We start from the raw sequence: 22,313 nt of genomic DNA, 5'->3' as shown, positions 1-22,313 counted from the left end.
CCACCCGCCTTCACCCTTCGTGGAGCCGACGGGAGCCGGCAACCGCACCAGTTTCAGGAGAGTGCCATGAAATTCTTCGTCGACACCGCCGACATCGCCGAGATCAAGGAACTGCAGGACGCGGGCCTGATCGACGGCGTCACCACCAATCCCTCGCTTGTCCTGAAGGCCAACCGGCCGATCAAGGAGATCATCAAGGACATCTGCGACGTCACCGAAGGCCCGGTCTCGGCCGAGGTCGCCGCGACCGACTTCGACGGCATGCTGCGCGAGGGCAAGATTCTCGCCGCTATCGCGCAGAACGTCGTCATCAAGCTGCCGCTGACGCTCGACGGCCTGAAGGCCTGCAAGCATCTGACGGGCGAAGGCTTCAAGACCAACGTGACGCTCTGCTTCTCGGCCAACCAGGCACTGCTCGCAGCCAAGGCCGGCGCCACCTACATCTCGCCCTTCATCGGCCGCCTGGATGACACCAACATCAACGGCATGGAGCTGATCGCCGACATCCGGCGCATCTACGACAATTACGACTTCGAGACCGAGATCCTCGCCGCCTCGATCCGCACCGCCAACCACGTGCGCGAGGCCGCCCTGCTCGGCGCCGACGTCTCGACCGTGCCGCCGGCCACGCTGAAGACGCTGATCAAGCACCCGCTGACGGACAAGGGTCTGGAAAGCTTCGTGGCCGACTGGAAGAAGACCGGCCAGACCATCGACTGAGCCGTTTCGCAGGACAGCAAAAAAGGCGCCGGAAGGCGCCTTTTTTCTTTATACGCTCTCGCCTGTCTCAAGCCCGCTGGAAATGGCTCTCCAGGAAGTAGAGCGACTTTTCGACGCCGCGCCCGAGAGCGGTGAAGAGGTCGGCCGTCAGGTCGTCGCCGCTCTCGTCACTTTCCTTGATCGCTTCGCGCAGGGCGGCGCTCCAGGTCGCGTAATTGTCCGCGAGCCGCTTCAGGTGATCCATCGAATCGACCATATCGAGTGGGTACGGCTCCAGGATCGAACCCTCGCTTGCCGCCTGCACGGTGCCGCGCGCCTGCCCGCCCAGCGCCGTCAGCCGCTCCGCGATGGTGTCCACATACTCCTCGGCTTCATCGTGGAGTTGGTCGAAGAGCAGGTGAACCTGATAGAAGTTCGCGCCCTTGACGTTCCAGTGCGCCTGCTTGGCCGCGTAGCTGAGGTCGATCGCGGAGGCGAGATGCTTCTGCAGGAGCTCGATCATCGAGCGGCGCAGGTTCTCGTTCATTTCGTTCTTGGTCGGATGGATCGCGGGGGCGGCGCCCTTCTTGGCCATGTCTCGAAGTCCTTCGGCTGGTGTCGGCTCAGTCGCCGGTTCTTGCCGGCGTCTCTCGCACCGAGAAAACAAAGGAATGCGCTCGCGGTTCCGTGAGAAACCGAAGCGGCGTCAGTGCGAGACGGCCGAGCGCTGTTCCTGCCGGTTGATGGCCGCCTCCAGCAGCGAATCGAGCGCGGAGCGCAGCGAGGCGATTTCAGGGCGATTGCGCTCGATGTCGTATCGCGTCGTCAGCGTCATCGGATCGACATAGCCGGCATAGGTCACGCCGCCCTCCTCCCACACGAGGATGCGCTGCGGCATGTCGATGGCGGCACGGCGATCGGCCGCGATCAGCGGCGAAACGGTGCGGGGCTGGGCGAAGAGGACGACCGTCGTCGCCTCCATCGGGAAATCGACGTCGCGCGCGGCAGCCTGCTGGTCGAAGACGGCCAGGACCTCAGAACCCGAGCGCCGGATGGCGTCTTCCAGCCGGTCTACGGTCTCCTCGACCGATTGCGCGCTCTGGCGCACCACCCACTGGTCGGCCGCATGAGAGTGCGGAGACGCCACGAACACCGCGACAAGCGCCATTAGCGCGACGAAGAACAGCCCGCTTCTTGGCATGATCAGCCGGCCAGCGCTGGCGTCTTGGCCGCAGCGCGGGCGCCCCAGACGCGGGCGAGCGCGCCTTCGCGCCCGCAGCCGGTCACGTAGCGCTGGTAATGGGCGGCATTCGTCACATGGAAGTTCTGGTGTTCGGCCTCGGCCGCATAGAAGGGCGCGCTCGCCTCGATCCGCGTCGCGACAGGCTTGCCGAGCTCCGCGGCCACCGCCTGCCTCGAGCTCTGCGCGCTCGCCTGCTCGGCGGCATCGCCCGCGAAGATCACCGTCTCGTATTGCGGGCCCTTGTCGCAGAACTGGCCGGACGGGTCTGTCGGGTCGATCGCATGCCAGTAGGCCGAGAGGAGCTGGTCGTAGCTCACGCGCTGGTCGTCGTAGGTCACCTGCACCGCCTCGACATGGCCGGTGCCGCCGCGCACGACGTCGCGATAGGTCGGGTCGGGAACGGAGCCTCCGGAGAAGCCGGAAATGGTCTGCGTGACGCCGGGCACCTCGTCGAACGCCTTTTCCATCGACCAGAAGCAGCCGCCGGCGAAGACCGCCATCTTCTGAGCGGCCTGCGAGGGGCTGACCGCGAGCGCGCCGAGCGCTGCCACGGTTAGTGCTGCGAGAATGGCCTGCCGCATGTCCGTTCTCCCGAACGAAGGATGGAAGGCTGCGAGGATGGTCCCGGTTTGGGCCCGGAACAAGGCAGGCAGGAGGGGCGAAGCTCCGCTCGCCGAAAAATGAACGCTTGCGCCGGCGTCGCGTGTCAGACGCGGCGTTCGACCATCATCTTCTTGATCTCGGCGATCGCCTTCGCCGGGTTCAGTCCCTTCGGGCAGGCCTGCGTGCAGTTCATGATCGTGTGGCAGCGATAGAGCCGGAACGGGTCCTCGAGATTGTCGAGGCGCTCGCCCGTCGCCTCGTCGCGCGAATCGATCAGCCAGCGATAGGCCTGCAGGAGCACGGCCGGGCCGAGATAGCGGTCGCCGTTCCACCAGTAGGAAGGGCACGAGGTCTGGCAGCAGAAGCACAGGATGCACTCGTAGAGGCCGTCCAGCTTTTCGCGGTCGTCGTGGCTCTGCTTCCACTCCTTCTGGGGCGTGGGGGTCTCCGTCTTAAGCCAGGGCTGGATCGAGGTCAGCTGCGCATAAGGCACCGTCAGATCGGGGACGAGATCCTTGATGACGGGCATGTGCGGCAGCGGATAGACCTTCACCGCGCCCGACACCTCGTCCATGCCCTTGGTGCAGGCGAGCGTGTTGGCGCCGTCGATGTTCATCGCGCAGGAGCCGCAGATGCCTTCGCGGCAGGAACGGCGCAGCGTCAGCGTCGGATCGACCTTGTTCTTGATCCACAGCAGCGCGTCGAGAACCATCGGCCCGCAATCGTCGAGATCGACGTAATAGGTGTCGACGCGGGGGTTCTGCCCGTCGTCCGGCGACCAGCGGTAGATGCCGAACTCGCGGACGTTCTTGGCGCCCTCGGGCTTCGGCCAGACCTTGCCCTCGGTGAGACGCGAGTTCTTGGGCAGGGCAAGTTCGACCATGGTTCTCGTTCCGGGACAGGGATCGGCCAGACGCCGACGGACTTCTTTGGAATGGGCCTAAAACGAAAGAGCGGGCGGTGCAACATCGCGTTTCGCCACACGCCGGCTTCAAACGATTTGGCTCGTATTGACGCCGGCCCGGGCCTCACGGCTGCACGATCACGGGGAAGCGGCCGAAGCGCTCGGCCTTGTCGCGCTCGGCGGCGATTTCGGCGACCACCGCCTCGCGCGTTCCGGCGGCGGCAAGGTCCAGCGTCTCGGCCAGCTCGGCGGCGCGCGCCAGCGTGCGCGAGAGCGTCGCCGGCACGCCGAGCGCACGGATGCGCTCCACCTCGTCCTCGACCTCGCCGCGCGCTTCGCTCGGGCGAACGTCGTGGATATGGACGGCGAGGATACGGCCGGGATGCCGGCGCACGGCGCCCGCATAGATGCTCGCGTCCTTCTGCCCCGAATCGCCGATCAACACAAAGGAGAGCTCGGGATAGGCCGCCATCAGGCGGTCGATCATCCGATCCTTGTGCCCGTGATGGCGCCGCATGAGCCATCCCATCGCATCCTCGGACAGGTTGCGCAGGAGCATCGGCCCGTCTGGGATCTCCTTCTGCGCCATGAAGCGCTGGAAGATGTCGAAGAGGTTCCAGGGCGAGGAAGAGACGTAGAAGACCGGGTTCGTCTCCGGCCCCGCCGCACCGGCGCAGAGCGCGCGGTAGAAATGCGAGACGCCCGGAAAGGCGGCGCGTGCCTCGGGCGAGTTGGCGGTGACGATGCGCCAGTGCCGCAGCATCTTGAAGGCGCCGGTATGGATGATCGTGTCGTCGATGTCGGAAATGACGCCGAACCGTGCCTGCGGCGACAGGATGCGCACGCGGCTGCGCGCACGCTTCGGCTTGAAGTCGTAGTGGCGCGCCGTTTCGAGCGTCAGTTCCACGGGCAGCCAGGGCGCCTCGTTCGGGTCGAGCGCGAGATTGTCGATCTCGATCTGGAAGTAGCCGTCCTCACCGCTCGTGACGGCGCCCTCGCGCCCGGCCGCGCGCCAAGAGACCCGTGCGCCGGCGATTTCGTCAGTCTCGTAGCGCTTGAACGTCAGCCAGAGATTGCGCAGCGCCGAATTTGAGTGCGGTGCGTCGAACACGCCCTCGTCCTCGAGGACACGGCCCTTCACGCGCACGCGCCCGTTCTCGACGAACCCTGTATAGGCGACGAGCGTCGGCCGGTCCGTCAGGCGCAACCGCCGCTTCAGCGCGAAGCGGGCACCGCGCAGCCTACGCAAGAGGCCACGACGCTTCGGCACAGTATCACTCAAGGGTTGAGCGCCCGAGGTTTTCGCATACCGCCAGTCAGTTCGAACGACGTTTGGCTATCCGCTCGACCGCAGGCATGAGGTCGGTGTTGTCCTCGATCCTGAGCATGCGGATGTCGCGCGCGGAGGGCGCGAACCGGTCGAACTCGGCCGTCGGATCCTGAATCGTCAGGACGCGGGAGACGGCGTCGACCGTCTCGACCCCGACACTGGTGCCGTCCTGCTGGCGGTCGAAGCCGCGCTTGCGCAGGAAATCGCGATCCTGAGTGCAGGCGTTGTTCCACGTCGGCCCGCCATACACCTCGCTATTGGTGCCCAAATCGAAGACGATCGCGAACATCGACCCCCTCGTTCTGCTGTTGTGGCAAATGGTTGCCATTCCGGCTCTCCGCGTCTGCCGGCAAGCATGCGGCCGGAAGGCTCTCCGATCAATACACCCGTTTCTTCGGCTCGATATACTCGATCTGGTTCGACAGCGTGTAGGTGTGCACCGGCCGGTCGTCGAGGCGCACGGTCTTGGCGTGCGTGTCGCAGAACGAAAGCGTGTGCTTCATCCAGGTCTTGTCGTCGCGGTCGGGGAAGTCCTCGCGGGCATGCGCGCCGCGCGATTCCTGACGGGCGAGCGCCGAGTCCATCGTGACAACCGCCTGGCTGATGAGGTTGTCGTACTCCATCGTCTCGATGAGGTCCGTGTTCCAGATCAGCGAGCGGTCCGTGACCGACACGTCGTCCGAGGCGTTCCAGACTTCGTGGATCTTGGTGTGGCCCTCTTCCAGCACCTCGCCCGTGCGGAACACGGCGCAGTTCGACTGCATCGTGCGCTGCATCCGGTCGCGAAGCTGCGCCGTCGGCGTGCCGCCCTTGGCGTTGCGGAAGCGGTCGAGACGCGACAGCGAATTGTCGCCCGCGCCCGCCGGCAGCGGTGCCTGGTCCTCGGAGGCCGAGACCGTTTCGGCGCAGCGCAGAGCGGCGGCGCGGCCGAAGACGACAAGATCGATCAGCGAGTTCGAGCCGAGGCGGTTGGCACCGTGGACCGAGACGCAGGCCGCCTCGCCGACAGCCATCAGGCCCGGCACGATCGCGTCAGGGTCGCCGGCCTTCTTGGTCAGAACCTCGCCGTGATAGTTCGTCGGGATACCGCCCATGTTGTAGTGGACGGTCGGAATGACCGGGATCGGCTCCTTGGTCACGTCCACGCCCGCGAAGATCTTCGCGCTCTCGGAGATGCCCGGCAGGCGCTCGTGCAGAATCTTAGGGTCGAGATGGTCGAGATGCAGGAAGATGTGGTCGCCGTCCTTGCCGACGCCGCGCCCGTCGCGGATTTCCATCGTCATCGAGCGAGAGACGACGTCGCGCGAGGCGAGGTCCTTGGCCGAAGGCGCGTAGCGCTCCATGAAGCGCTCGCCTTCCGAGTTCGTGAGATAGCCGCCCTCGCCGCGCGCGCCCTCGGTGATCAGGCAGCCCGAGCCGTAGATTCCGGTCGGGTGGAACTGCACGAACTCCATGTCCTGCAACGGCAGGCCGGCGCGCAGCACCATGGCGTTGCCATCGCCCGTGCAGGTGTGCGCCGAGGTAGCGGAGAAGTAGGCACGGCCGTAGCCGCCGGTGGCCAGGATCGTCTTCTTGGCGCGGAAGCGGTGGATCGAGCCGTCGTCCATGCACAGGGCGACGACGCCGCGGCATGCGCCCTCCTCATCCATGATGAGGTCGATCGCGAAATACTCGATGAAGAATTCCGACGAATAGCGCAGCGACTGGCCGTAGAGAGTGTGCAGGATCGCATGGCCGGTGCGGTCGGCGGCCGCGCAGGTGCGCTGGGCCGGCGGTCCGTTGCCGAAATCGGTGGTCATGCCGCCGAAGGGGCGCTGGTAGATCTTGCCCTCGGTGGTGCGCGAGAAGGGCACACCGAAATGTTCGAGCTCGTAGACGGCGGCCGGGGCCTCGCGCACCAGATACTCGATGGCGTCCTGATCGCCCAGCCAGTCCGACCCCTTCACGGTGTCGTACATGTGCCAGCGCCAGTTGTCCTCGCCCATGTTGCCGAGCGAAGCGGCGACACCGCCCTGCGCCGCGACGGTGTGCGAGCGCGTCGGGAAGACCTTGGTGATGCAGGCGGTTCGAAGGCCGGCCTGCGCAGCACCGAGGGTCGCTCGAAGCCCCGCGCCGCCGGCCCCCACGACCACCACGTCGAAGGTGTGGTCGATGAACTCGTAGGCCTTGCCGTTCTGGCCCGGGGCTGTGCGATGCGGCTGGGCCGTTCCGTTGGTGGCGCCGTTGGTGGCCATGGGATCAGGCTCCGAGAGTGAGGCGGACGACCGCGAACAGGCTTGCGCCGGCGATCAAGACCGCGAAAAAGGTGTTGAGAAGAAGCAGGACGATGCGCGTTCCGCCCTGGAAATAGTCCTCGATCGCCGTCTGCATTCCCAGCCGCATGTGGATCGAGAAGGAGACCGGAAGCAGCCCGATCACGAGCGCGATCAAAGGGTTGCGGAACGCCTCACGAACCGTCTCGTAGCTCTCGGCGTGCATCGACACGACAAAGCCGAGGAAGAACAGGACGAGGAACAGGTTGGAGATCGCGGTGACGCGCTTCACCCAGAAATGCTCGGTGCCGCTCTTGGCCGAACCGTAGCCGCGCACGCGTGCGAGCGGTGTGATCATCTTGGACCGACTGGTGCTCATGTGAAACTCCTCAAACGATCCAGACCGCGATCCAGAGAAGGGCGGTCAGCCCCAGCGAAATCAACGGCGTGACAGTCGCGATCCGCGTCGCCGTCGTCTTCTGCAGGCCGGTACCGGTGTCCCAGATGAGATGGCGCACGCCACCGGTCATGTGGTGCAGCAGCACGAAGGAATAAACGAACAGGATCACCCGCCCGAAGATCGAGCCGAAGAAGCCCGAGGCCCAGGAGAAGGCCTCCGGTCCGCTCGCAAGCGCGACCAGCCACCACACGAAGAGCACAGTGCCGCCGTAGAGCGCCATGCCGGTCAGACGATGAGCCACCGACATCATCATCGTCGGAGCCCATCGATAGATCGACAGGTGCGGCGATAGCGGGCGGGCGGATTTGATGTCGGACACTTCGGTCTCCTGTCCACGCGAGACGGCGGGCCGCGCGTCGGTCGAGCGGCCGGGACGGCTGGAGCGCTTCTAAAACACCGTTCGCGGCCACGCAATCGAGGCTGGCATCGTTTGTGGCGCCCGCACGCGGCAAAAATCGATTAGCGCCGGCGCTCCACGAAGGGGATCACGTAGCTCAGCCATTCGGCGGGCTCGGCCACGCGCTCGTACAGATGGCGGCCCGAATCGGCCGATCGCGGAGCTTGCAGGACGAGGCGCGACCAGCCGCGTGCGTCGGCCTGATCGGCGAGGACGTCCACCATTGCCTTGGCGATGCCCTTCCGGCGCTGCGGATGGTCCACGTAGATGTGGTCGGCCAGCCCCGAACGCATTCCCGTGAACGGGTCCGGCAGATCGTAGAAGACGAGGAAGCCGACGAGGCGCCCGTCGAGCCGCGCACCGAGGATCTCGCCGGTGCGGTCCTGGAGGAGTTGCTCGGCGTAGAAGGTGTCCGGCGCGCCGGGAGCCCCGCGAAAGAGGGCCTGATTGTAGGCAGCGATGAGCGGCGCCAGTTCGCGCGCGTCCTTAAGGCGCAGCTGCGAGATGTCGATTTCCGGCACGATCGGTTCCATGCGGGGCAGATGACCTGCAAGGGCGGCGCCGGTCAAGCGGTTGGAAGCTCCAGAAACACCAGCCTCGACACTCCTCCTGGTTGAATTAACCGGGAAAAGAGATATCGAATGCAAGAATTATTACGTATGGGCAGAGCGCCGCGGAAAACCGCACAAGCTCCTTAGGTGCAACGGGCGGCCGAAGCCGCCGACGAGGACGGAGATTATGAGCGCCGAGACGTTCGCCTGGGTGGTGCCTCTCGCGCTGGCGACATTCTCGGGCGCCTTCGCGCTGCTTCGCACACAAGGGGTCGGCTCCTACTGGTGGGCCGCGGCCTTCGGTCTCGCGGCGGTAGCCTTCGGCATCACGATCCTGCCCACCGGACCCCAGGCGGCTCTCAAGCCGCTCTTCGAGGACGCGCTGTTCCTCGGCGCCTTCGCTGCCTTCTGCATGGGCTCCGGCCATCGCTCGGGCACGCCCGCCCATCGCGGTTTCATCCTGTGCGTCATTGCGGGCAGCCTGACGATCGCGACGATCGCCGTCGCAGGCTTCGGCCATATCGAAGCCGAACTCGTCGCGGTGCAGACCGGCGTTGCGCTTCTTCTCCTTGCGGCCGCCCGCTCGATGAAGCGCCGCTTGCGGCACCTGCCCGACCAGACACTCTTCTGGCTGACGATCCTGTTCGCCCTCATTCTGGTCGCGCAGTCCGCCGCGCTCATTCTCTACCCAGATCCGACGCTCACGATCGAGGGTTGGGCCTATTCCGTCTGGGGCTTCGCCCTTCAGGCGAGCGGCGCGACGGCTGGCGTCCTTTTCGCCATCGTCCTACTGATGGCGATCGGTCGCGACATGATAGAGGCGTTGCGCCACGCCGCCTCCACCGACGCACTGAGCGGCGCGCTGAACCGGCGCGGCTTCGAGGAGGAGGTGGCGAGGCTGCAGTCCGCCAGCCCGAAAGGTATCCCGAGCTGTGTGCTGGCCGTCGATCTCGACCATTTCAAGACGGTGAACGACGACTATGGCCATGCCGCCGGTGACGCCGTGATCTGCGCGATGGCGACGCTTCTTCTCAGCGTCACACGGCAGCGCGGCTGCGTCGGGCGCATCGGCGGCGAGGAATTCACCGTCTTCCTCGCCGGCACGAGCCTGCGCGAGGCGCGTCAGACGGCCGAGGCGCTGCGCACTTCCTTTGCCGCGATGGCCTGGCCCGGCACGATGGCCGACGCGCGCATCACGGCCAGCTTCGGCCTGACCGACATCGGCCCCATCGAGACCTTCGAGATGGCGAGCCTCAGGGCGGACCGCCTTCTCTACCTCGCCAAAAGCAGCGGCCGCGATCAGGTCTGCTGGTGCTCGTCCGATTCGGAGATCGTGTTGCCGGACCTCGTCGGCATCGGCCATCCGGGCGGGCTTCGTCGTCCGGCTCCCAAGCTCGCCGTCGCCTGAGCGGCTTTCGCGCGCCGGCGTTACCGCCAGTCGCGAATGTCGACGAAACGGCCCGCGATGGCCGCGGCCGCCGCCATCGCCGGCGAGACGAGATGCGTGCGGCCCTTGAAGCCCTGCCGGCCCTCGAAATTGCGGTTCGAGGTCGAGGCGCATCGCTCGTGCGGCTTCAGGCGATCCTCGTTCATGCCAAGGCACATGGAGCAGCCTGGCTCGCGCCAGTCGAAGCCGGCGGCCCGGAAGATCGCGTCCAGTCCCTCTTCCTCGGCCTGAGCCTTCACGAGCCCCGACCCCGGCACGATCATTGCCGAGACGCCGTCCGCCACCTTGCGACCCTCGACCACCTTGGCGACTTCACGCAGATCCTCGATGCGCCCGTTGGTGCAGGAGCCGATGAAGATACGGTCGACCGGGATGTCGGTCATCTTCGTCCCGGGCGTCAGGCCCATATATTCGAGCGCGCGCTTCTTGGAGGCGCGCTTGGCCTCATCGGCGATCTCGGCCGGATCTGGAACGACGCCCTCGATCGAGACGACATCCTCGGGCGACGAGCCCCACGAGACGATCGGCGGCAGATTGGCGGCGTCCAGCACGACGACCTTGTCGTAATGGGCGCCCTCGTCCGAGTGCAGCGTCTTCCAGTAGGAGACCGCCGCCTCGAAGGCCGCACCCTTCGGCGCGCGCGGGCGGCCCTCGATATAGCGGAAGGTCGTTTCGTCCGGCGCGATGAGGCCCGCGCGGGCCCCGCCCTCGATCGACATGTTGCAGATCGTCATCCGCCCTTCCATGGAAAGGGCGCGGATCGCCTCGCCGGCATATTCGATGACGTGGCCCGTGCCGCCGGCCGTGCCGATCTTGCCGATAATGGCAAGGATGATGTCCTTCGACGTTACGCCCTCGGGCAACTGCCCGTCGACGCGCACCAGCATGTTCTTCGCCTTCTGCTGGATCAGCGTCTGCGTGGCCAGCACATGCTCGACTTCCGATGTGCCGATGCCGTGGGCGAGCGCGCCGAAGGCGCCGTGTGTCGAGGTGTGCGAATCCCCGCACACGATCGTCATGCCCGGCAGCGTGAAGCCCTGCTCGGGCCCGATGATGTGGACGATTCCCTGCCGGCGGTCGAGCTCGTTATAGTACTCGACGCCGAACTCGGCCGCGTTCCTGGCCAGCGCCTCGACCTGAATGCGGCTTTCCTCGTCCTTGATGCCCTGGCTGCGGTCGGCGGTCGTTACGTTGTGATCGACGACGGCGAGCGTACGCTCGGGGCTGCGCACACGCCGCCCGGCCATGCGCAGGCCCTCGAACGCCTGCGGGCTCGTCACCTCGTGGACGAGATGGCGGTCCACGTAGAGAAGACCGGCGCCGCCGTCGACGGTGCCGATGAGGTGGTCGTCCCAGATCTTGTCATAGAGGGTGCGGGGTGCAGCGGTCATCTGTCGTTTCTCCCGAGGCGTTGCGCGCGCATCCGGCGCTGCGGCATAGCCTCATTGATTGTCTGCAGAAGGCGAGAAGGCCGGCTCGCGGCCGGCAATGCGCTTCAGAGGCCGGGGGCCGTCAGGCGCCGGTAGAAGAACCGGCCCGGCATGCGGAAGCGATCGTCGAGCGGGGAGAAGCCCAGCGTCGTCGGCAGCCGCATGGAAGAGCGCGCGCAGATCATCATCGTTCCAAACTAGCACCCTGCTCGCCCGGCCTCAACGGGCAGATGTCGACGCGCAGCCGGCGACAGGCCGCGAGGTCGTTAGCGCACAGGGCGCGGATCGTCGTGTCGTTCCCTGTCATCGCATGGCCGCCGCATGAACCCGGCAAACGAAAATGGCGGCCCGCCGGGCCGCCATCAGGAACTTCGCAGGCGCGGGCGAAAGACCCAGCGCCGAACGTCCGGCCGAGCTTACTCGGCGGCGTCCTTGGCTTCCTTGGCGGCCTGCTTCTCGGCCTGCGCCTTGGCGCGCTCCTCGGCGGCGACGACGCGCGCATCGTCGTTCAGCTTGCGGGCGCGGGCGTTGGTGGCCTCGACGATACGGGCCGACTTGCCGCGACGATCGCGCAGGTAATAGAGCTTGGCGCGGCGCACCCGGCCGCGACGCACGATCTCGACGCTCTCGACCATCGGCGAGTACATCGGGAAGACGCGCTCCACACCCTCGCCGTAGGAGATTTTGCGGACCGTGAAGTTCTCCTGGAGCCCACCGCCCGAGCGCGCGATGCATACGCCCTCATAGGCCTGGACGCGGGTGCGCGTGCCTTCGGTGACGCGCACGTTCACGCGCAGCGTGTCGCCGGGCGAAAAGGTCGGGATGGTGCGGATGGATTCGATGCGCTGCGCTTCGGCGGCTTCGAGCTCTGCGATGATGTTCATGGCACTGGCCTCAATCTTGGTTTCATGCCGGCTCTGCCGGTCATGGCCGTTCGGGGACGGTCAAGTTTTTGTCGAGGAGGGACGCGCGCTCTTACACGCGCCGTCGGCATTTGTCGAGAGCGGCCGCCTCTCGGTCGAAATCGCCGCCGCCCGAGGTTGCCCGCATGGCGGGCGCGCGATAATCCCGCGGTGGAGAGGGCGGCTCGCACGCTTCGCCCGAGGGAGCCGAGCCTGTCGATGGATGTATTGACGATCGCATTTCTGTTCGTTGCCGGCCTTTTGGCGGGTGCGATCAACGCCATCGCGGGCGGAGGCACTTTCCTCACCTTCGGGGCCTACACGCTGGCCGGCCTGCCGCCGATCTCGGCCTCGGCGAGTTCGGCGGTATCGCAGTTCCCCGGCTACGTCACCTCGACGCTCGCCTACTGGAGCGATCTGAAGAAGATCTGGCGCAGCGCCCTCGTCCTCGCGCTCGTCTCGATGTTCGGCGCCGCTGCCGGCGCCTTCATTCTCGTGTCGCTCGACAACGCGCAGTTCAGAGTTCTCGTCCCGTGGCTCCTGCTGGCGGCCACGGCGGTCTTTGCCGCGGGCCCCTATCTGAAGCCCGCCCCCCGACCGCAGGACGCCACGCCCTCCTCCGGGGCGGACTGGAAGAGCCCGGTCGTCCAGTTCTTCACCGCGATCTACGGCGGCTTCTTCCAGGCGGGCATGGGCATCATCATGCTCGCCACCCTCGGGCTGACCGTCCGCGGCGAGTACCACAGGCTGAACTCGATCAAGAACCTCCTCTCCAACGTCATCTCGCTCGTGGCCATCCTCGTCTTCGTCTCCGGCGGCATCGTGGCCTGGACCTACGCCCTTTCGGCGATGCCTGGCGTCGCGCTCGGCGGCTACGGCGGCGTGTGGATCGCCAAGCGCGTGCCACAGGCCTATGTGCGCGCCCTCGTCGTCGTCATCGGGCTTCTGCTCTCGGCCTACTATTTTATCAGTATGTAGACCCGTCCGCCGATCCCGGCTGCAGCCTGGCGGCGGGCGCAGGGCCGCCATGCGATCCGGCAGCTTGCGGGCGGCGGGGGCTTCGGGCAGTCATCGTCCGAAACATCCAGCGGCGACGGGAGCCGTTCAGGCCGATCCGCGATGAGGGTTGCGATGATTGCAGCGGGACTACGGCCGAGCAAGCCGACGCTCGCGGGCAACCGACGGCCGCAAACCGGATGGACGGGACGCAGAGCGGTTCCGGATCAGCCCGAAAGGCTCCAACCATGACCAACGGCGTCTTCCTCGCCTTCGTCGCCTACGGCCTGTTCGCGATGTCGGACGCCTCGATCAAGCTGCTCTACGGCACGATCCCCTCCGCGCAGGTCGCCTTCACCGGCTCGCTCCTCGGCTTCCTGCTCCTGCCGGTCGTCGCCGCGCGCGGCGAGAAGCTTTCCGACATCTTTTCCACCGTGAGCTGGCCGCTCTGGATCACCCGCGGCGTCATGATGACGGTCGGCATGCTGACAAGCGTCGTCGCCTTCACGCGCCTGCCCATGCCCGAAGCCTTCGCGCTGATCTTCCTGATGCCGCTCTTCGTCACCATCCTGTCGGTGGTGTTCCTGAAGGAGGAGGTCGGTCCCTGGCGCTGGGCGGCCGTCGTCCTCGGCTTCGTCGGCGTCCTCGTCGTCCTGCGGCCCGGCTTCCGCGTCCTCGACATCGGCCATGTCGCGGCGATCTTCGCCGGGCTCGCCGCCGCCGTCTCCGTGGTGATCTACCGGTATCTCGGCACGCGCGAGAAGCGCATCTCGCTCTTCGGCGCCGGGCTCGTCGGCCCGTTTCTCATCAACGGCGCGCTGATGGCGCCGACCTTCACCATGCCGGACGGGCGGCAGGTCATGTGGCTCCTGTCCTACGGCCTTCTGGCTGCCGTCGCGCAGGCCACGCTGATGATCGCCGCCGGCCGCGCCAAAGCGAGCCAGGTCGCCCCGCCGCAATACTCGCAGATGCTGTGGGCCGTCGCCTTCACCTATTTCGTCTTCGACCAGCCGGTGGACGCCCTGTCCTTCGTGGGCATCGCGATCATCATTTTCGCCGGCCTCCTCACATGGCTGCGCGAGAAGGTGCGCATGCCGCGCGAAAGGCGCCTCGTCTCGATCTGGACGCCGCGCAGAAAATCCGTCAGCGGCGGCGCAGAAGATCGGGACGGCGCTCGGCGGTGAGCCGCTCGGCCTGATCGCGGCGCCAGCGCTCCACCGCGCCATGATCGCCGGAGGAGAGAACCGCCGGGATCTCGCGTCCCTCCCAAACGGCGGGCCGCGTGTAGTGCGGGTGTTCCAGGAGCCCGCCCTCGAAGCTCTCCGTCTCGCCGGAGGCGGCGTTGCCCATCACGCCAGGCAGGAGCCGCACCACCGCGTCGAGAAGCACCAGCGCCGCCATCTCGCCGCCGGAGAGCACATAGTCGCCGATCGAGACCTCGGTCAGCCCGCGCCCCTCGATCACCCGCTCGTCGACGCCCTCGAAGCGCCCGCAGACGATCACGGCGCCCTCGCCGGCCGCCAGTTCGCGCACGAGGCGCTGATCGAGCGGGCGCCCGCGCGGGCTCATCAGGAGCCGCGGTCGCGTGTCGCCCTCGGGGGACGCCGCGTCGATGGCGCGCGCCAGGACGTCGGCGCGCAGCACCATGCCGGCCGAACCGCCGGACGGCGTGTCGTCCACCATGCGATGCCTGCCCTCGCCGAACTCGCGGATGTGGGTCGTGTCGAGAGACCAGTCGCCCCGCGCCAGCGCCTTGCCGGCGAGCGAGACGCCGAGAGGTCCGGGAAACATCTCCGGGTAGAGCGTCACGAGGGAAGCGCGGAACGGCATCAGGCGAAGGGCGAGAAGCCGTCGACGGCAACGCGCTTCAGCTCGCGATCGATGATCTCGACCTCGGCGAGCGCGGCGCGCCAGGCCGCGATGTGCGGCGTCTGCCCGTGCGCGTCGAGATGCGCGGCGCTTTGCCATTCCTCGTAGATGCGCAGGAGCCCCGGCTCGGCCATGTCCTCGCTGAAGGCGTAGACGATGCAGCCCGCTTCGGCGCGCGTCATCTCCACCGTCTCGCGGGCAAGCGGACGCAGGGAATCCAGCGTCTCGGGCGAAAACCTCAGATAGCCCGCGACGACGATCATGCGTCTTCTCCCTCTCCGTCGCCTTCCCGGACTTCGACCGCGCCCTCCAGCCCAGCCGCGACCGGCTCGACCAGGATGAAGCCGAGGTCGAGGTCGATCTCCGGCACCGCTTCCTTGGTGAACGGAATCATCGTGCTCGCGCCGCCCTCGGGCGCGATCTCGAGGATGTCACCGGCGCCGAAATCGTGGAAGGCGACGATCTCGCCGATCACCGCGCCGCCGGTGGTGCGGGCCACGAGCCCGACGAGGTCGGAAAGATAGAACTCGTCCTCGCCCTCGGCCGGCAGCACGGAGCGGTCGACGAAGAGTTCGGTGCCGTTCAGCGCCTCGGCGGCGTTGCGGTCGCCCACTTCGGCGAACCGCACCACGACGACGTTCTTCTGGGCGCGGGCGCTCTTGACGGTGAAGCGCCGGCCCTTGCCGTCGAAGAGAGGCCCGTAGGCCCCGATCTCCTCCGGGTCCTCGGTGAAGGAGCGCACGCGCACCTCGCCGCGGATGCCGTGGGCGCCGCCGATCGTGGCGAGGAGGACGGGGTTGGTCGGGGCGCTGTCAGCCAAGGCGGATCTCGGGTCGCAGAAATCGGAACCGCTGCTTCTGGCCGCAGGCCGGGCGTGCGGTCAAGCCTGCGGCACGCCGAAGCTGCGCCGCCGCTCGGGTGCTTCCTCGGCATAGTAGCGCCGCTTGGCCTCGTACATGCGCGCATCCGCAACCTTCACCGTGTCCTCCAGCCGCTCGCCGCGCTCGGCCGTCGCCGCGCCCAGCGAGAAGACGAGCGGCGTGCCGGGATAGAAGGAATTGTTGACCGCGACGAGCTTCTCGATCTCCTCGATGAGCAGCGCGCCGTCGGCCTCCGTGCTGGCCGGCATCAGGATGGCGAATTCGTCGCCACCGATGCGCGCCGCGTGGGAAGGCTTGGATACCGCTTCGCTGAGGACCTCGCCGGCCCGGCGCAAGAGCGCGTCGCCCGCCGCGTGGCCGAGGCCGTCGTTCACCTCCTTCAGCCCGTTGAGGTCGGCGATGATCACCGTCACCGGCCACGGCCCCTTGCGCTCCAGCCGGTTCAGCTCGTCGGCATGGAAGGAGCGGTTGTAGATCTTGGTCAGGACGTCATGCTTGCCGAGATATTCAAGATAGGCCTCGGCCTTCTTGCGGGCCGTGATGTCGGTGAGGGCCACCTGCACGAGGGACCAGTCGTGCTCGTTGCCCGGCAGCACGGAGAACTGCATGTGGACATGCAGCTCGTCGCCGTTCAGCGTGTAGTTCATCACCTCGCGGCTCTGGAAGAGCTTGCCATTCCACAAGTCGATGAGTTGCTCGCGGAAATGGGTCTCCATCCCGTCGCGGAAAACCTCGCCGAGCCGCGACAGGAGCACGGCCTTGGACGGTGCCGCGAACAGGTCCAGCGTATGGCGGTTGACGTCGATGACGCGGATTTCGCTCATGCAGCGGGCAACGAAGTCGGGATGGACGTCGGTGAAGGTGCGGAAGTCCTCGACGCCGCGCGAGCGCACCTCCTCGATCAGCCGCTTGATCGCCGAGAAATCCTCGACCCAGAGCGAGATCGGCGAATGCTCGAACAGGCCGCGCGCATAGGCGTCAGAGCGCGCGAGGCGCCGGCGGGCCTCCTCGCGCTCGCTGACGTCCTCGGTGGAAAGAAGGACGCGGGCCCAGTCGCCCTCATGGCCCGGCAGGATTCGCGCCTTGAGCTGGATGTCGAGCCGCCGGCCGGTCAGCGTGTGGTTGACGGCGTGGCTGGTGAAGCCCGTCGCCCCGCTCCAGAGCTGGACCAGTTCCTCGACATGCGTCTGCTGCATCTCGCCAGCGAAGACGCGGTCGAGATTGGCCCTCAGCTGCGCCTCGTCCTCGGCCTCGTAGAGTTCGAGCGTGCGGGAATTGACCGCTAGGATGCGGATCGCCCTCGAACAGGCGTGAACGCGCGAGGCGTCGGCGGCCAGATGGGCGCGAAGGTCGGTGACGCCCGCCGCGCGCCATTCGTCGAAGAGCGCACGGATGTCGGAATAGTCCTCCAGCCACAGCGCGATCGGTGCGAGTTCGAACAGGTCCGTCTCCGCCTTCGCAAGGACCTGGGTTGCGGCATGCGGTTTCGACATACGGCCGTCTCGCCCCTCGATTCGAATCATCGAGACTATAGTCTGTAAAAGACGAACGGCGCCTGAAGGCGCCGCTCTCGAAGTCGATTATGCGATCTGCCGCAGCGTCAGGCCGAAGCTTCCTCGCCCTCGGCGGCGGCCGGAGCTTCCGCCTGGGCAGCGGCGGCAGCAGCCGCCTCCTTGGCGTCCTCCTCGCGCTGCTTGCGCTCGGCCTCGCGCTCCTGCGCCTTCTTACCGGGAAGCGCCTTCGTCGGGTTGGAGCGCTCCGCGCGGTTGGCGATGCCGGCCTTGTCGAGGAAACGCAGCACGCGGTCGGTCGGCTGGGCGCCCTCGCCGAGCCAATGCTTGATGCGCTCGTCCTTGAGCGTCACGCGCTCGGCGTCCTTCGGCAGCATCGGGTTCCACGAGCCGACCTGCTCGATGAAGCGGCCGTCACGCGGCGAGCGGGCGTCGGCGATGACGATGTGGTAGTAGGGGCGCTTCTTGGAGCCGGCGCGCGCCAGGCGGATCTTCAGGGACATTGTCGTTCTTCCTTGGTTGTTCGGCCGCCTTGCGGCGGGTCTTCGCTGTTCGGGTTCTGTCTGTGGTTCGAAAGCGCCTCGCGGCGCCTTATCTCTTCTTGCCGGGAAGGCCCGGGAAGCCTCCGCCCGGGAGCCCCGGCAGACCGCCGCCGGCTCCGAAGCCGGGGGGCAGCGGCGGCAGCCCGCCCCCGCCCGCGCCGCCCTGCATGGCCTTGGCCATCGCCTCGAGCTGCTTGGGATCCATTTTGGACAGGTCGGGCATGCCGCCGGGCAGACCGCCGCCGGGCATCCCCATCTTGGCGCCGAGCCCGCCCATGAGCTTGCCCATGATGCCGGCGCCTTTGCCGCCCTTGCCGCCCATCGACTTCATCATGTCCGCCATCTGGCGGTGCATCTTCAGAAGCTTGTTGATGTCGGCCGAGGAAGTGCCCGAACCGCTCGCGATGCGCTTCTTGCGCGAATGCTTCAGCGCGTCGGGGTTGGCGCGCTCGTAGGCCGTCATCGAGGAGATGATGGCGAGCTGGCGCTTGAGCAGCTTGTCGTCGAGACCGGCTCCGGCGAGCTGGTCCTTCATCTTGGCGACGCCCGGCATCATGCCCATCAGGCCGCCGAGCCCGCCCATCTTCTGCATCTGGCCGATCTGGTCGGCGAGGTCGTTCAGGTCGAACTTCCCCGACTGCATCTTCTTGGCCATCGCCGCCGCGCGCTCGGCGTCGATGTTCTCAGCGGCGCGCTCCACGAGCGAGACGATGTCGCCCATGCCGAGGATGCGGTCGGCGATGCGCGAGGGATGGAAATCCTCGAGCGCGTCCATCTTCTCCCCGACGCCGATCAGCTTGATCGGTTTGCCGGTGACGGCGCGCATGGACAGCGCGGCGCCGCCGCGACCGTCACCGTCGACGCGGGTGAGGACGATGCCGGTGATGCCGACGCGCTCATCGAAGGAGCGGGCCAGATTCACCGCGTCCTGACCGGTCAGCGCATCGGCGACGAGCAGGATTTCGTGCGGGGTGGAGCGGGCCTTGATCTCGGCCATCTCGACCATCAGCGGCTCGTCGATATGCGTTCGGCCGGCCGTGTCGAGGATGAGGATGTCGTAGCCGCCGAGCCTGGCGGCCTGCGAAGCGCGCTGCGCGATCTCGACCGGGCCCTGCCCGGCGATGATCGGCAGCGTCGAAACGCCCGTCTGCTCGCCAAGGACGCGAAGCTGCTCCTGCGCGGCCGGGCGGCGAGTGTCGAGCGAGGCCATCAGGACCCGCTTCTTCTGCTTCTCGGTGAAGCGCTTGGCAATCTTGCCGGTCGTGGTGGTCTTACCGGAGCCCTGAAGGCCGACCATCATGATGGTGACCGGCGCCGGCGCGTTGAGGTCGATCGCCACGCCCTCGGAGCCGAGCGTCTCGACCAGCTCGTCATGGACGATCTTGACGACCTGCTGGCCCGGCTTGATCGACTTCAGGATCTCCGCGCCGACCGCCTTCTGGCGCACCCGGTCGGTGAAGGAGCGCACGACCTCCAGCGCGACGTCGGCTTCCAGAAGCGCGCGGCGCACCTCTCGCAGCGCGGCCGAGACGTCAGCCTCCGACAGCGCGCCGCGGCCGGTGAGGCCGTTCAGGATGGACCCGAGGCGGTCCTGGAGAGATGCGAACATCGGCGATACCTTTCCACTCGGCGGGTTCGGGCCAGAACCCGTCAGAATGGTGACGAACCGCGTCCGATGCGAGCCGCTCACCGCCAAAAGCCGAACGCCTCCGCGGGCGAAACTCGCTGGCGGAGGGTGGCCTCCGTGCGGCTCTCGTCGAGGGGCACGGTCGGCGGATCGCGGACATGGGTCGCGGATGTGTGCGGGACTTCAACCGCACGGGGCCGAAAAAGTCAAGAAGGCCGCGAATGGCCGCCCAGGACAGTCTTGCGCGTTTCACATCGCGGCGTTTTCATGGCAGCGACGGATCGCGATAGCGTGAGACGCATTGTGTTCAGCGGGACAGGGCGCCTCTTCCCCGTCCGCTCGGGGAATAGGAAACGCATATCTTGGCCGTCAGCTCGATCGTCATTCTTGTCCTGACAGCACTCGTCGGGCTCGCGACCGTTGTGTCCTTCATCCATGTCCCGCACGGCGCCGTGCGGGTCTTTTCGTTTCCGCGCCTGCAGATCTGCGTCCTGGCAGTCGTCCTGCTCGTGGCCGTGCTCTTCGCCTTCCCGGACGGGCCGCTCGATTCGATACTGGTCGTGGTGCTGATCTCCTCGATCGTCGCACAGGGCTTCGCGATCGTGCAGTTCACGCCGCTGCGGCGCAAGCAGTCGGCAAACTGGGAGGGCGATCCGAATGGACCGGAAACCGTCTCGATCCTTTCCTTCAACGTCAAGGAATCGAACCGTGACTTCGCCAAGGCGCTGGCGACGACCCGCGACTGCGACCCCGACATCGCCCTCTTCATGGAGACGGACCAGCGCTGGGTCGAGGCGCTGGAGCCTTTGCGGGAGAACTATCCGCACGTTGTCTCCCACCCGCTCGCCAACGCCTACGGCATGATCCTGTTCTCGCGGCTCGAGCTTGTCGACCCGGAAGTCAAATACCTCGTCATGGACGAGATTCCGTCCATCATCGCCACGGTGAAGCTGAAGGACGGGCGGCCATTCCGGCTCTATTGCGTGCATCCCGAGCCGCCCGTGCCGGCCGTCGATTCCCTGGGGCGCGACGCCGAACTCGTGGTGGTGGCCCGTCTCGTCGAGAAGGACAGGATGCCCTGCCTCGTCATCGGCGACCTCAACGACGTCGCCTGGTCGGCGACGACGCGCATGTTCCAGCGCCTCTCGCGACTTCTCGATCCGCGCGTCGGGCGCGGCTTCTACAACACGTTCGATGCGCGCTATCCCTTCATGCGCTGGCCGCTCGACCATCTCTTCCACGACCGCCGCTTCCAGCTCGTGGAGATGGCGCGCCTGCACTTCGCCGGGTCGGATCACTTCCCGATGTATTTCAAGCTCGCGCTCGGAAAATACGAGGAGGGCGAGGTCGAGATGCCGGACGAGGCCGACCGGGACGACCGGCAGGAGGCTCGCGAGATCGAGGAAGGCGGCCGCAAACTTCAGCGCGATCCGATCGGCACCGACTGGGAGAGTTGAGCGCGCCGCCAAGACCTTGAACCGCCACGCCCCGCGCCGACATTGAAGCTCAACGACACAAGTTTCCGAGGCATTCATGAGCCATCTGTTCCAGCCGCTCTCGATCGGCGAGCTGACGCTGAAGAACCGTATCGTCATCGCGCCGATGTGCCAGTATTCGGCGCGAGACGGAGCGCTGACCGAGTGGCACCTGATGCATCTGGGCACGCTCTCGCAGTCCGGCGCGGGGCTCCTCATCGTCGAAGCGACGGGCGTCTCGCCCGAAGCGCGGATCACCTATGCCGATGCCGGCCTGTGGAACGACGAGACGGAGGCGGCCTTCGCCCGCACCCTCGCCTCGATCCGCCTGCATTCGGACATGCCGGTCGCGATCCAGCTCGCCCATGCCGGGCGCAAGGCCTCCACCGCGCGCCCCTGGGACGGTGGGGCGCAGATCGCCCCGGGCGATCCGAAGGGCTGGCAGACCGTGGCGCCTTCGCCTGTGCCCCACAACAACGCCGACAATGCGCCGCTCGAACTCGATGAGGCCGGGCTCGACAAGATCAGGCGCGACTTCGCCGAGGCCGCCCGGCGCGCCGACAGGCTCGGCCTTGCCGGCATCGAGGTGCATGGCGCCCACGGCTATCTCCTGCACCAGTTCCTCTCGCCGCTCGCCAACAAGCGGACCGACAGGTACGGCGGAAGCCTCGAAAACCGCATGCGCTTCCCGCTGGAGGTGTTCGAGGCGGTGCGCGAGGCCTTTCCGGCCGACAAGCCCGTCTGGATCCGCCTTTCGGCTTCTGACTGGGTGGACGGCGGCTGGGACGTCGAGGGGACCGTCGCGCTTTCGCGCGAGCTGGAAAAGCGCGGTTGCGCGGCGATCCACGTCTCCTCGGGTGGCGTTTCCACGGGCCAGCAGATCGCGCTCGGCCCCGGCTATCAGGTCGATTTCGCAAGGAAAGTGAAAGACGCCGTCTCGATCCCGGTCATCGCGGTCGGGCTCATCACGGAGCCATCGCAGGCCGAAGGCATCCTCGTAAACGGCCAGGCGGACGCGATCGCGCTCGCGCGCGCCATGCTCTACGATCCGCGCTGGCCCTGGCACGCGGCGGCCGAGCTCCGCGCCTCGATCACGGCGCCTCCGCAGTTCCACCGCTCACAGCCGCACGGCCTCAAGAAGCTGTTTGACGCCGGATAGCCGCTCGGCTGGCGTCTTGGCCAAGGGTTTGCCAT

The 22,313-nt window shown here is 66.9% G+C and carries 25 protein-coding genes; 6 read left to right on the top strand and 19 right to left on the bottom strand.

What is annotated here, in order from left to right; translation table 11 throughout:
• Nucleotides 1-66 precede the first annotated feature (66 nt).
• Nucleotides 67-720: a fructose-6-phosphate aldolase gene (gene fsa, locus H1343_RS02810; protein WP_185984457.1), complete on the top strand. Its 654-nt coding sequence runs from the start codon at nucleotides 67-69 to the stop codon at nucleotides 718-720.
• A gap of 67 nt (nucleotides 721-787) precedes the next feature.
• Here the strand turns inward: fsa and dps are convergent, their stop codons facing one another.
• The 10 genes from dps to H1343_RS02760 form a co-directional block, all read right to left on the bottom strand.
• The gene (gene dps, locus H1343_RS02805; RefSeq protein WP_185984456.1) at nucleotides 788-1,294 is read right to left on the bottom strand and encodes a DNA starvation/stationary phase protection protein Dps; all 507 of its coding nucleotides are present in this window, start codon (nucleotides 1,292-1,294) and stop codon (nucleotides 788-790) included.
• Between the two features lie 111 nt (nucleotides 1,295-1,405).
• The gene (locus H1343_RS02800) at nucleotides 1,406-1,900 is read right to left on the bottom strand and encodes a DUF302 domain-containing protein (RefSeq protein WP_185984455.1); all 495 of its coding nucleotides are present in this window, start codon (nucleotides 1,898-1,900) and stop codon (nucleotides 1,406-1,408) included.
• A gap of 2 nt (nucleotides 1,901-1,902) precedes the next feature.
• A complete protein-coding gene (gene msrA / locus H1343_RS02795) occupies nucleotides 1,903-2,523 on the bottom strand; it encodes a peptide-methionine (S)-S-oxide reductase MsrA (RefSeq protein WP_185984454.1) in 621 nt (206 codons plus the stop codon).
• 125 nt (nucleotides 2,524-2,648) lie between these two features.
• Entirely contained in the window at nucleotides 2,649-3,428 is a 780-nt protein-coding gene (locus tag H1343_RS02790) for a succinate dehydrogenase iron-sulfur subunit (protein WP_185984453.1), read from the bottom strand.
• A gap of 145 nt (nucleotides 3,429-3,573) precedes the next feature.
• The gene (locus H1343_RS02785) at nucleotides 3,574-4,698 is read right to left on the bottom strand and encodes an App1 family protein phosphatidate phosphatase (protein ID WP_210270066.1); all 1,125 of its coding nucleotides are present in this window, start codon (nucleotides 4,696-4,698) and stop codon (nucleotides 3,574-3,576) included.
• Nucleotides 4,699-4,765: 67 nt separating this feature from the next.
• Complete coding sequence (locus tag H1343_RS02780) at nucleotides 4,766-5,068, bottom strand: virulence factor (RefSeq protein ID WP_210270065.1); 303 nt, start codon at nucleotides 5,066-5,068, stop codon at nucleotides 4,766-4,768.
• Between the two features lie 88 nt (nucleotides 5,069-5,156).
• Complete coding sequence (gene sdhA / locus H1343_RS02775) at nucleotides 5,157-7,013, bottom strand: succinate dehydrogenase flavoprotein subunit (RefSeq protein WP_185984450.1); 1,857 nt, start codon at nucleotides 7,011-7,013, stop codon at nucleotides 5,157-5,159.
• A gap of 4 nt (nucleotides 7,014-7,017) precedes the next feature.
• Nucleotides 7,018-7,410: a succinate dehydrogenase, hydrophobic membrane anchor protein gene (sdhD, locus tag H1343_RS02770; protein WP_185984449.1), complete on the bottom strand. Its 393-nt coding sequence runs from the start codon at nucleotides 7,408-7,410 to the stop codon at nucleotides 7,018-7,020.
• Nucleotides 7,411-7,420: 10 nt separating this feature from the next.
• Entirely contained in the window at nucleotides 7,421-7,810 is a 390-nt protein-coding gene (gene sdhC / locus H1343_RS02765) for a succinate dehydrogenase, cytochrome b556 subunit (protein WP_185984448.1), read from the bottom strand.
• 140 nt (nucleotides 7,811-7,950) lie between these two features.
• Nucleotides 7,951-8,421, bottom strand: coding sequence for a GNAT family N-acetyltransferase (locus H1343_RS02760; RefSeq protein WP_185985438.1), 471 nt, complete (start codon nucleotides 8,419-8,421; stop codon nucleotides 7,951-7,953).
• A gap of 205 nt (nucleotides 8,422-8,626) precedes the next feature.
• Between H1343_RS02760 and H1343_RS02755 the strand changes: the two genes are divergently transcribed.
• Entirely contained in the window at nucleotides 8,627-9,847 is a 1,221-nt protein-coding gene (locus tag H1343_RS02755; RefSeq protein WP_185984447.1) for a GGDEF domain-containing protein, read from the top strand.
• 20 nt (nucleotides 9,848-9,867) lie between these two features.
• Here H1343_RS02755 and leuC read toward each other — a convergent pair whose 3' ends face one another.
• The 3 genes from leuC to rplS all read right to left on the bottom strand — a co-directional run bounded on the left by leuC (nucleotide 9,868) and on the right by rplS (nucleotide 12,200).
• The gene (leuC, locus tag H1343_RS02750; RefSeq protein WP_185984446.1) at nucleotides 9,868-11,277 is read right to left on the bottom strand and encodes a 3-isopropylmalate dehydratase large subunit; all 1,410 of its coding nucleotides are present in this window, start codon (nucleotides 11,275-11,277) and stop codon (nucleotides 9,868-9,870) included.
• Nucleotides 11,278-11,381: 104 nt separating this feature from the next.
• Complete coding sequence (locus H1343_RS17070; protein WP_281374686.1) at nucleotides 11,382-11,504, bottom strand: hypothetical protein; 123 nt, start codon at nucleotides 11,502-11,504, stop codon at nucleotides 11,382-11,384.
• 228 nt (nucleotides 11,505-11,732) lie between these two features.
• Entirely contained in the window at nucleotides 11,733-12,200 is a 468-nt protein-coding gene (gene rplS, locus H1343_RS02745) for a 50S ribosomal protein L19 (RefSeq protein WP_185984445.1), read from the bottom strand.
• A gap of 237 nt (nucleotides 12,201-12,437) precedes the next feature.
• Between rplS and H1343_RS02740 the strand changes: the two genes are divergently transcribed.
• Nucleotides 12,438-13,196 carry a sulfite exporter TauE/SafE family protein gene (locus H1343_RS02740; protein WP_185984444.1) on the top strand — a complete coding sequence of 253 codons (759 nt, stop codon included), beginning with the start codon at nucleotides 12,438-12,440 and terminating at the stop codon, nucleotides 13,194-13,196.
• 266 nt (nucleotides 13,197-13,462) lie between these two features.
• Nucleotides 13,463-14,398: a DMT family transporter gene (locus tag H1343_RS02735; RefSeq protein WP_185984443.1), complete on the top strand. Its 936-nt coding sequence runs from the start codon at nucleotides 13,463-13,465 to the stop codon at nucleotides 14,396-14,398.
• On the opposite strand, the gene trmD is transcribed toward H1343_RS02735, so the two are convergent.
• The 6 genes from trmD to ffh all read right to left on the bottom strand — a co-directional run bounded on the left by trmD (nucleotide 14,358) and on the right by ffh (nucleotide 19,626).
• Entirely contained in the window at nucleotides 14,358-15,044 is a 687-nt protein-coding gene (gene trmD, locus H1343_RS02730; RefSeq protein ID WP_185984442.1) for a tRNA (guanosine(37)-N1)-methyltransferase TrmD, read from the bottom strand. The two genes, H1343_RS02735 and trmD, sit on opposite strands and share 41 nt — an antisense overlap.
• Nucleotides 15,044-15,346, bottom strand: coding sequence for a putative quinol monooxygenase (locus H1343_RS02725; RefSeq protein WP_185984441.1), 303 nt, complete (start codon nucleotides 15,344-15,346; stop codon nucleotides 15,044-15,046). The genes trmD and H1343_RS02725 overlap by 1 nt, the downstream gene beginning before the upstream one ends.
• Nucleotides 15,343-15,903, bottom strand: coding sequence for a ribosome maturation factor RimM (gene rimM / locus H1343_RS02720; protein WP_185984440.1), 561 nt, complete (start codon nucleotides 15,901-15,903; stop codon nucleotides 15,343-15,345). Before rimM ends, H1343_RS02725 begins: the two co-directional genes overlap by 4 nt.
• Nucleotides 15,904-15,963: 60 nt before the next feature.
• Nucleotides 15,964-17,457 (bottom strand): sensor domain-containing diguanylate cyclase, encoded by a 1,494-nt coding sequence (locus H1343_RS02715; RefSeq protein WP_185984439.1) that lies wholly within the window; start codon nucleotides 17,455-17,457, stop codon nucleotides 15,964-15,966.
• A 107-nt stretch (nucleotides 17,458-17,564) separates the two neighbouring features.
• Entirely contained in the window at nucleotides 17,565-17,978 is a 414-nt protein-coding gene (rpsP, locus tag H1343_RS02710) for a 30S ribosomal protein S16 (protein ID WP_185984438.1), read from the bottom strand.
• A gap of 88 nt (nucleotides 17,979-18,066) precedes the next feature.
• A complete protein-coding gene (gene ffh / locus H1343_RS02705; RefSeq protein ID WP_185984437.1) occupies nucleotides 18,067-19,626 on the bottom strand; it encodes a signal recognition particle protein in 1,560 nt (519 codons plus the stop codon).
• Between the two features lie 380 nt (nucleotides 19,627-20,006).
• On the opposite strand from ffh, the gene H1343_RS02700 reads away from it, so the two are divergent.
• Both H1343_RS02700 and H1343_RS02695 read left to right on the top strand, forming a co-directional pair.
• The gene (locus H1343_RS02700; RefSeq protein ID WP_185984436.1) at nucleotides 20,007-21,101 is read left to right on the top strand and encodes an endonuclease/exonuclease/phosphatase family protein; all 1,095 of its coding nucleotides are present in this window, start codon (nucleotides 20,007-20,009) and stop codon (nucleotides 21,099-21,101) included.
• Between the two features lie 76 nt (nucleotides 21,102-21,177).
• On the top strand, nucleotides 21,178-22,278 hold the full coding sequence (locus tag H1343_RS02695) for an NADH:flavin oxidoreductase/NADH oxidase (RefSeq protein ID WP_185984435.1): 1,101 nt from the start codon (nucleotides 21,178-21,180) through the stop codon (nucleotides 22,276-22,278).
• The last annotated feature ends 35 nt before the right edge of the window (nucleotides 22,279-22,313 follow it).

The organism is Aureimonas mangrovi (assembly GCF_014058705.1).
GTDB classification, from domain to species: Bacteria; Pseudomonadota; Alphaproteobacteria; order Rhizobiales; family Rhizobiaceae; genus Aureimonas; species Aureimonas mangrovi.
The sequence above is the reverse complement of the archived record's forward strand: the minus strand, read 5'-3'. Positions and strand labels throughout refer to the sequence as shown.

Coding starts and splice junctions, on each gene's coding strand:
- sdhA (WP_185984450.1), bottom strand. CDS start 7,013: ATGGCCACCAACGGCGCCACCAACGGAACGGCCCAGCCGCATCGCACA.
- trmD (WP_185984442.1), bottom strand. CDS start 15,044: ATGCCGTTCCGCGCTTCCCTCGTGACGCTCTACCCGGAGATGTTTCCC.
- H1343_RS02760 (WP_185985438.1), bottom strand. CDS start 8,421: ATGGAACCGATCGTGCCGGAAATCGACATCTCGCAGCTGCGCCTTAAG.
- rpsP (WP_185984438.1), bottom strand. CDS start 17,978: ATGTCCCTGAAGATCCGCCTGGCGCGCGCCGGCTCCAAGAAGCGCCCC.
- sdhD (WP_185984449.1), bottom strand. CDS start 7,410: ATGAGCACCAGTCGGTCCAAGATGATCACACCGCTCGCACGCGTGCGC.
- H1343_RS02715 (WP_185984439.1), bottom strand. CDS start 17,457: ATGTCGAAACCGCATGCCGCAACCCAGGTCCTTGCGAAGGCGGAGACG.
- ffh (WP_185984437.1), bottom strand. CDS start 19,626: ATGTTCGCATCTCTCCAGGACCGCCTCGGGTCCATCCTGAACGGCCTC.
- H1343_RS02790 (WP_185984453.1), bottom strand. CDS start 3,428: ATGGTCGAACTTGCCCTGCCCAAGAACTCGCGTCTCACCGAGGGCAAG.
- H1343_RS02740 (WP_185984444.1), top strand. CDS start 12,438: ATGGATGTATTGACGATCGCATTTCTGTTCGTTGCCGGCCTTTTGGCG.
- H1343_RS02735 (WP_185984443.1), top strand. CDS start 13,463: ATGACCAACGGCGTCTTCCTCGCCTTCGTCGCCTACGGCCTGTTCGCG.
- msrA (WP_185984454.1), bottom strand. CDS start 2,523: ATGCGGCAGGCCATTCTCGCAGCACTAACCGTGGCAGCGCTCGGCGCG.
- rplS (WP_185984445.1), bottom strand. CDS start 12,200: ATGAACATCATCGCAGAGCTCGAAGCCGCCGAAGCGCAGCGCATCGAA.
- H1343_RS02695 (WP_185984435.1), top strand. CDS start 21,178: ATGAGCCATCTGTTCCAGCCGCTCTCGATCGGCGAGCTGACGCTGAAG.
- H1343_RS17070 (WP_281374686.1), bottom strand. CDS start 11,504: ATGATGATCTGCGCGCGCTCTTCCATGCGGCTGCCGACGACGCTGGGC.
- leuC (WP_185984446.1), bottom strand. CDS start 11,277: ATGACCGCTGCACCCCGCACCCTCTATGACAAGATCTGGGACGACCAC.
- H1343_RS02725 (WP_185984441.1), bottom strand. CDS start 15,346: ATGATCGTCGTCGCGGGCTATCTGAGGTTTTCGCCCGAGACGCTGGAT.
- H1343_RS02755 (WP_185984447.1), top strand. CDS start 8,627: ATGAGCGCCGAGACGTTCGCCTGGGTGGTGCCTCTCGCGCTGGCGACA.
- dps (WP_185984456.1), bottom strand. CDS start 1,294: ATGGCCAAGAAGGGCGCCGCCCCCGCGATCCATCCGACCAAGAACGAA.
- H1343_RS02800 (WP_185984455.1), bottom strand. CDS start 1,900: ATGCCAAGAAGCGGGCTGTTCTTCGTCGCGCTAATGGCGCTTGTCGCG.
- H1343_RS02780 (WP_210270065.1), bottom strand. CDS start 5,068: ATGTTCGCGATCGTCTTCGATTTGGGCACCAATAGCGAGGTGTATGGC.
- fsa (WP_185984457.1), top strand. CDS start 67: ATGAAATTCTTCGTCGACACCGCCGACATCGCCGAGATCAAGGAACTG.